Below are 6,842 nucleotides of genomic sequence, written 5' to 3'. Positions count from 1 at the left end.
CCCGGAACCACCGGGCGGGGCGCGGCCCCGAGCGCACCATCCCCCGCCTCGCACCGGTGACCCTCGGGCGTCCGTATCTTTCAACATGCACTACCGTGCCGTGCCGGACTGACCGGCACGGCGCGGCATGTTCTGCGGAGGACACCGAGTATGAAGATCGACTGGGACCGGCGGACGTGCGCGCGCAAAGGTCATGTGACGTACGCGCCCGACGAGCCGGAACTGCGCCGGCGGCTGCGCGCCGAGACGAGCCTCGGCGAGGCCTGGCGCTGTCTGCGCTGCGGCGACTTCGTGCTGGACGAACCACATGGCTCGGGCCCCGCGCAGGACGCACCCCTGGTGCCGCGCGGCAAGGTGCTGCGCGATCTGTTCATCCTGCGCTTCCTGGCGATCGAACGGGCCGTGCGCGGGGTGTTCATCGTGCTGGTCGCGGCCGCGGTGTGGAAGTTCAGCAACAGCCAGAACTCGGTGCGCCGGCTCTTCGACGAGAACCTCGACGTCTTCCGGCCGGTCTTCAAGCACTTCCACTACGACCTCGACCACTCGCCGGTCGTCGGCACCATCCAGAAGTCCTTCGGCTACAAGCACTCCACGCTGGCCCTGGTGGCCGCGCTGCTGCTGGCATACGCGCTGATCGAACTCGTCGAGGCGGGCGGCCTCTGGTACGCCAAGCGCTGGGCGGAGTATCTGACGGTGGTCGCCACCGCCGCCTTCCTGCCCCTGGAGATCTACGAACTCACCGAGCACGTCAGCTACTTGAAGATCGCCACCCTGGTCCTCAACATCCTCGCCGTCCTCTACATCGCCCTCGCCAAACGCCTCTTCGGACTGCGCGGCGGACGCAAGGCGTTCGAGGAGGAGCGGCACAGCGCGTCGCTGCTGGAGGTCGAGGAATCGGCGGGCATGGCCGCGCACGCCTGACAACGAGTGCTACGCGTCCGCTGCCCAGTGGCCCAGCCGTGCCAGCTCCTCCTTGCTCAGCACCAGGTCCGCCGCGGCCGCCGAGTCGCGGATCGTCTCCGGGCGGCCGGAGCCCGGGATCGGGAGCACGGTGGGGGAGAGCGACAGCAGCCAGGCCAGGCAGATCCGTTGGGGGCTGACACCGCGCTCGCGGGCCACTTCGTGGAAGGCGGCGAAGCCCTCGGGTGCCAGTTTCGAGGAGCCGTCCAGGGAGCTGCGGGAGATGCCGCCCAGGGGGCTCCACGGCATGAAGGCGAGGCCCAGCTCGGCGCAGAGGCGGAGCTCGGGGTCGCTGTCGCGTACCGCGGGGGAGTACTGGTTCTGGACGGAGACCAGCCGGTCGCCGAGGATCGCGCGGGCCCGGCGGATCTGGTCGGTGTCCGTGTTGGAGAGGCCGACCAGCCGGACCTTGCCCTCGTCGAGGAGCTCGCGCAGGGCGCCGACCGAGTCCTCGAAGGGGACGGCGGGGTCGGGCTTGTGGAGCTGGTAGAGGCCGATCGCCGCCACGCCGAGCCGCTTCAGGGAGGCCTCGGCCGCCGCCTTGAGGTGGCGCGGGGAGCCGTTCAACGTCCAGCTGCCGTCGGCCGGTCGCCCGCGCCCTCCCTTCGTGGCCACCAGGACGTCCGCCGTGTCGCCGCCGTACGACGCCAGGGCGCGGGCCACGAGCCGCTCGTTGTGGCCGGGCTCGTCCCCGGGCAAGTGGTAGGAGTCCGCGGTGTCCAGGAGGGTGACGCCCGCGTCGAGGGCCGCGTGCACCGTGGCCAGGGCCCGCGCCTCGTCCGGCCGGTTCTCGATGGACAGAGGCATCGCGCCGAGCCCCACGGCGCTCACGCGCAGGCCGCCAAGCGTGCGGTACCGCATGTCAGGCGTCCTTTCCCAGCGTCTCGGCCACGGCCTGCGGCAGCCACGCCCGCGCGTCGCCGAAGGCGAACCCCAGCCGGCCGGCCCGGGAGTTGTCCATGCCGTAGGAGCGGCTGAAGGAGAAGGGGGAGACCTCGCCCACCTCGACGGGACGCAGGAGGGTCTTGCCGTCCGGGAGGTGCGCGGCGATCGCCTCGCACAGCTCCTGCGTGGTCAGCGGCCCGTGGGAGGCCGCGTTGACCGGGCCCGTGAAGTCCTCGCCCGCCGCCCAGAACAGGAAGTCGGCGATCTCCTCGACGTGGATGTACGTCGCCGGGTGATTCACGGGCGGTACGGCGATCGGCTCGCCCGTGCGGATGCGCTCCGCGTAGTGCTGGAGGCGGCCGGTGAAGTCGTCGTCCCCGCCCAGGACGTGGGCCACCCGGACGGCCGTGTACGGGAACGCGGGGCCGGCCGCGAACACCGCCTCGGCCTGACGCTTGCCCTCCCCGTAGTGGCCCTCGAGAAACTCCGGTTCGTCCCAGGGGAGTTCGAGGTCGACGGGCACGGCATGGGGGTCCACGGCGTCCTCCCGTACGAGATCCGCCGAGTCCTCGTACTCGTACACCTCGACGGTGGAGGTCATGACGTACCGCCGGGTGCGTCCCGCGAAGACGCGGCGCGCGATCTCCGCCTGCCGCGGTGTGTAGCAGACCTGGTCGACCATGGCATCGAAGGTGCGTGAACCCAGCGCCCTCTCCAAAGAATTTCCGTCATTGCGGTCCGCGACGAGATGGACCGCCCCGGCGGGCGGTGCGGAGGAACCGCGATTGATGACGGTGACGTGGTCTCCGGCGGCCAGCAGCCGGGCAATCAGCCGCTTTCCGAAATAGCGGTTTCCGCCAATGACACCTATCTCGCGCACGGCGTTCCTCCCCCTCGTACTTCCCACGCCCACTGGGCTTCCGTGGTCATAATTCTCCCGGCGTACGCGTCACGTCTGAAGGGGGAGACATGGGAGATCCGGCCGCTGTACCGAAGGAACCACGGCAACCGCGTGCGGTCGCCAACGAAACGTCGGTGGCCTTCGACGCGCTGGACCGGCAGATCCTGGAACTGCTGCAGAGCGACGGCCGGATCAAGCTCAGCGAGCTGGGCCGGCGCGTCCGGCTGAGCCCGGCCGCCGTCGCCGAACGCGTGCGACGGCTGGAGTCCACGGGAGCCGTCACCGGCTACGGCGCCCATGTCTCACCGCCCCTCCTCGGCTACGGCATCCAGGCCTTCGTCCGCGTCAACCCGCACGGCGGCTACACCCTGCGCCACCCCAGGACCCTGGAGCTGATCTCCCGCCCGGAGATCATCGAGGTCCACCACGTCGTCGGCGAGGACTGCTGGATCCTCAAGGTCGCCGTCGCGGACACGATCCACCTGGAGGAGGTCCTGGAACAGACCTCCGCGCTGGGGCGCACGACGACCTCGATCGTGCTGTCCTCACCGGTGGAGCGAAAGCCATTGCCGCCCTTGCGTTGACGTCGGCGTCAAGGAATACGGTCGGGGCATGCGAATCGGCGAGCTGGCGGCGCGGGCCGGGACCACCACGCGGACTCTTCGGTACTACGAGTCGCGGGGGCTGCTGCCCGCGCGGCGGGGCGAGAACGGGTACCGGACGTACGACGAGCACGACCTGCGGCTGCTGCGGCAGATCAGGACGCTGCAGGACTTCGGGTTCGACCTGGAGGAGACCCGGCCCTTCGTGGAGTGTCTGCGGGCGGGACACCCGCAGGGCGACTCCTGCCCGGCCTCGCTGGCGATCTACCGGCGCAAGCTGGGCGAGCTGGACTCGCTGATCGACGAGTTGCAGGCAGTACGGGCCGAGGTCGGCGCGCAGCTGGCGCGGGCCGAGCGGGCGCGTGACGAGCTGGCGGCCGAGGCGGAGGTTCCGGGCGGCCCGGAACCCGTATGCGAACTGGAAGGGCGGACACGGTGATCAAGGTGGCAGGGGTGGCTTCGGTGACGGACGCGGACTTCGAGACGGAGGTGATCGGCGCCGAGCTCCCGGTGCTGGTGGAGTTCACGGCCGACTGGTGCCCGCCGTGCCGGCAGATGGGGCCGGTGCTGAGCGCCCTGGCGGCCGAGGAGGGCGAGCGGCTCAAGGTGGTCCAGCTGGACGTGGACACCAACCCGCTGACGACGAACGCCTACCGGGTGCTGTCGATGCCCACGTTCATGGTGTTCCGCGGTGGTGAGCCGGTGAAGTCGATGGTGGGCGCCCGGCCGAAGCGCCGGCTGCTGGAGGAGCTGTCCGACGTGCTCTGACTGTCCGGCGGGCTCGGACCTCGCCGATATACAGCGGAACCACAAGAAATCCCCCGGGCAATTGCGCTCGGGGGATTTCCTTGCGTATATTGAATGATTCGCGACTTCAGAAGAATTGAATCGCGGAGAAGTTCACTGGGCACAGTATATCCGGCCGGGAGCGGAATTGTCAAACAGGAGCGCAAACGCAGAGGGCACCACAGGATTTCCCGACGATGAATTGCTGCACGAGCAGGAATTCATCGACGGGTTGTACGCACGCGTGGACGTGCTGCGGGGCGACACCGAGGCCTCCGTCGGCGACGCGCTCGCGCAGGGCAACACACCCATGCAGGCCAGGCTCGAAAGGGACGTGCTCGTCGCCGAGCGCTCGGGCCTGCTCGCCGCGCTGAACGCCGTGGACGGATCGCTCTGCTTCGGCCGGATCGACCTCACCTCCGGCGTCACCCATCACATCGGCCGTATCGGCATCCGCGCCGACGACACCGAGCACACCCCCATCCTCATCGACTGGCGGGCCCCGGTCGCCCGCCCCTTCTACCTCGCCACCGGCCACACGCCGATGGACCTGCGCCGCCGCCGGCACATCACCACCGACGGCCGCCGGGTGACCGACCTGCACGACGAGATCCTCGACCTCGGCGACCACGAGCGCACCGGCCACGAGGACCCGACCGGCGACGCCGTACTGCTGGCCGCGCTGAACTCGGCGCGCACCGGCCGCATGAGCGACATCGTGCAGACCATCCAGGCCGAACAGGACCGGATCATCCGCGCCCCGCACAAGGGCGTGCTGGTCGTCGAGGGCGGCCCCGGCACCGGAAAGACGGCCGTGGCGCTGCACAGGGCCGCGTACCTGTTGTACGAGTACCGGGAACTGCTGGCGAAGCGCGCCGTCCTGATCGTCGGCCCGAACCCCGCCTTCCTCGGCTACATCGGAGAGGTACTGCCCTCGCTCGGCGAGACGGGCGTGCTCCTCGCGACCGTCGGCGAACTGTTCCCCGGCGTCAGGGCGACCGCCACCGACGGCCCGCGGGCCGCCGCGGTGAAGGGCCGCGCCGACATGGCCGAGGTGCTCGCCGCCGTGGTCCAGGGCCGCCAGGTGCTGCCCGACCCGGTCATCGCGATCGAGCACGACCGGGACATCCTGATGCTCGACGCCGGGCTGGTCCAGGTCGCCCGCGAGCGCACCCGTGAGGCGAAGCTGCCGCACAACGTGGCCCGCGAGTATTTCGAGGGCCACATCCTCAACACGCTCACCGACATGCTGGCCGAGCGCATCGGCACCGACCCCTTCGACGGTTCGAACCTGCTCGACCCGAGCGACATCACCCAGATCCGCGACGACCTCGCCGAGAACCCCGAGGTCTGGTCGGCCATCGACCAGCTGTGGCCGCGGCTGACCCCGCAGAGCCTGGTCGCCGACTTCCTCGCGGACCCCGAGGGATACGTCCCGGACGAGGACGCGGCCGCGATCCGCCGCCCGGTCGACGGGGCCTGGACCACCGCCGACGTCCCCCTCCTCGACGAGGCCGCCGAACTGCTCGGCGAGGACGACCGCGTGGCCCGCGCCCTCGCCGACCAGGAACGCCGCGCCCAGGTGGCGTACGCGCAGGGCGTGCTGGACGTGTCCTACGCCTCCCGTACCTATGAGTTCGAGGACAAGGACGAGGAGGACTCCGAGGTCCTGTCCGCTCACAACATCATCGACGCCGAGCGGATGGCCGAGCGGCACGAGGAGGAGGACCACCGCAGCGCCGCCGAACGCGCGGCGGCCGACCGGACCTGGGCGTTCGGCCACATCATCGTCGACGAGGCGCAGGAGCTCTCGCCGATGGCCTGGCGCCTGCTGATGCGGCGCAGCCCGACCCGCTCGATGACCCTGGTCGGCGACCCCGCGCAGACCGCGGAGGCGGCCGGAGTGGGATCCTGGTCGGAGATCCTCGCCCCCTATGTCGAGGACCGCTGGGAGCACAAGCGCCTCGCCGTCAACTACCGCACCCCGTCCGAGATCATGGACGTGGCGGCGGGCGTACTGCGCGCGCAGCAACCGGACTTCGAGCCGCCGCGTTCGGTGCGTTCGACGGGCGTACGGCCGTGGGCGCGCGCCGCCGGGGACGACCTGCCCGGCACCGTCGCGAAGGCCGTCGCCGAACTGACCCCCGCCGAGGGACGGCTCGCGGTGATCGCACCCCGCGAACTGCACACCTCGCTCGCGGCCCGGCTGGAGGACGTGACGGCCGGGGAGGAGCCCGACCTGACCCGGACGGTCGTCCTCCTCGACCCCCGCCAGGCCAAGGGGCTGGAATTCGACTCCGTCCTCGTGGTCGAACCGGCGCGGTACGGCACGAGCGACCTGTACGTGGCGCTGACGCGGGCGACGCAGGCGCTGGGGATCGTGTACGAGGGCGAGCTGCCCGAGGCGCTGCGGGCGGCGACGGTCTGACCACCGGGCGGGGCGAGGCGTTCACCTTCCTCGCCCCGTCCCGCGCGGGCAGCACCGACGCGCGACCGTCGACGCCGTGGTCACCGGAGGCGTCAGGCGGGGCGGAGCCAGATCGTGGCCAGGGGAGGCAGGGTCAGGCGAAGGCTGGTGGGGTGGGCGTGGGCGGGGTGGGGTTCGGGTTTGACGGGGTGGGGGTTGTGGACGTCGCTGCCGCCGTAGCGGGCGGCATCGGTGTTGAGGACTTCGTGCCAGGCGGGGATGTCTTCGGGGATGCCGAGGC

Annotated in this window: 8 protein-coding genes; 5 read left to right on the top strand and 3 right to left on the bottom strand. The window is 70.8% G+C overall.

Annotated elements, in window-relative coordinates:
* The first annotated feature begins 150 nt into the window (after nucleotides 1-150).
* Nucleotides 151-921, top strand: coding sequence for a DUF2127 domain-containing protein (locus tag ACFVWD_RS56785; RefSeq protein WP_389606917.1), 771 nt, complete (start codon nucleotides 151-153; stop codon nucleotides 919-921).
* A 9-nt stretch (nucleotides 922-930) separates the two neighbouring features.
* Here ACFVWD_RS56785 and ACFVWD_RS56780 read toward each other — a convergent pair whose 3' ends face one another.
* Both ACFVWD_RS56780 and ACFVWD_RS56775 read right to left on the bottom strand, forming a co-directional pair.
* Nucleotides 931-1,821, bottom strand: a complete 891-nt coding sequence (locus ACFVWD_RS56780) for an aldo/keto reductase (RefSeq protein WP_389606915.1) — start codon at nucleotides 1,819-1,821, stop codon at nucleotides 931-933.
* Nucleotide 1,822: 1 nt separating this feature from the next.
* Nucleotides 1,823-2,725, bottom strand: a complete 903-nt coding sequence (locus ACFVWD_RS56775) for an NAD-dependent epimerase/dehydratase family protein (protein WP_389606914.1) — start codon at nucleotides 2,723-2,725, stop codon at nucleotides 1,823-1,825.
* 89 nt (nucleotides 2,726-2,814) lie between these two features.
* Here ACFVWD_RS56775 and ACFVWD_RS56770 point away from each other — a divergent pair, with 89 nt between their 5' ends.
* The 4 genes from ACFVWD_RS56770 (at nucleotide 2,815) to ACFVWD_RS56755 (ending at nucleotide 6,562) form a co-directional block, all read left to right on the top strand.
* Complete coding sequence (locus ACFVWD_RS56770; protein WP_389606912.1) at nucleotides 2,815-3,330, top strand: Lrp/AsnC family transcriptional regulator; 516 nt, start codon at nucleotides 2,815-2,817, stop codon at nucleotides 3,328-3,330.
* A gap of 28 nt (nucleotides 3,331-3,358) precedes the next feature.
* On the top strand, nucleotides 3,359-3,787 hold the full coding sequence (locus ACFVWD_RS56765; RefSeq protein ID WP_168495681.1) for a MerR family transcriptional regulator: 429 nt from the start codon (nucleotides 3,359-3,361) through the stop codon (nucleotides 3,785-3,787).
* Between the two features lie 14 nt (nucleotides 3,788-3,801).
* Nucleotides 3,802-4,116: a co-chaperone YbbN gene (locus tag ACFVWD_RS56760; protein WP_095857766.1), complete on the top strand. Its 315-nt coding sequence runs from the start codon at nucleotides 3,802-3,804 to the stop codon at nucleotides 4,114-4,116.
* A gap of 148 nt (nucleotides 4,117-4,264) precedes the next feature.
* Complete coding sequence (locus tag ACFVWD_RS56755; protein WP_389606919.1) at nucleotides 4,265-6,562, top strand: HelD family protein; 2,298 nt, start codon at nucleotides 4,265-4,267, stop codon at nucleotides 6,560-6,562.
* A gap of 92 nt (nucleotides 6,563-6,654) precedes the next feature.
* Here the strand turns inward: ACFVWD_RS56755 and ACFVWD_RS56750 are convergent.
* On the bottom strand, nucleotides 6,655-6,842 hold a 188-nt coding region (locus ACFVWD_RS56750; protein WP_389606911.1), incomplete at its 5' end, for an alpha amylase C-terminal domain-containing protein.

Origin of the sequence: Streptomyces sp. NPDC058086, assembly GCF_042885015.1 — a bacterium.
In the GTDB taxonomy this organism is placed as follows: domain Bacteria; phylum Actinomycetota; class Actinomycetes; order Streptomycetales; family Streptomycetaceae; genus Streptomyces.
Note: the sequence above shows the minus strand (reverse complement) of the source record. Positions and strands in the feature narration are given on the sequence as shown.

Excerpts from the sequence above, each read along its gene's own strand:
- ACFVWD_RS56785 (WP_389606917.1), top strand. The coding sequence starts at position 151 with ATGAAGATCGACTGGGACCGGCGGACGTGCGCGCGCAAAGGTCATGTG.
- ACFVWD_RS56780 (WP_389606915.1), bottom strand. The coding sequence starts at position 1,821 with ATGCGGTACCGCACGCTTGGCGGCCTGCGCGTGAGCGCCGTGGGGCTC.
- ACFVWD_RS56770 (WP_389606912.1), top strand. The coding sequence starts at position 2,815 with ATGGGAGATCCGGCCGCTGTACCGAAGGAACCACGGCAACCGCGTGCG.
- ACFVWD_RS56765 (WP_168495681.1), top strand. The coding sequence starts at position 3,359 with ATGCGAATCGGCGAGCTGGCGGCGCGGGCCGGGACCACCACGCGGACT.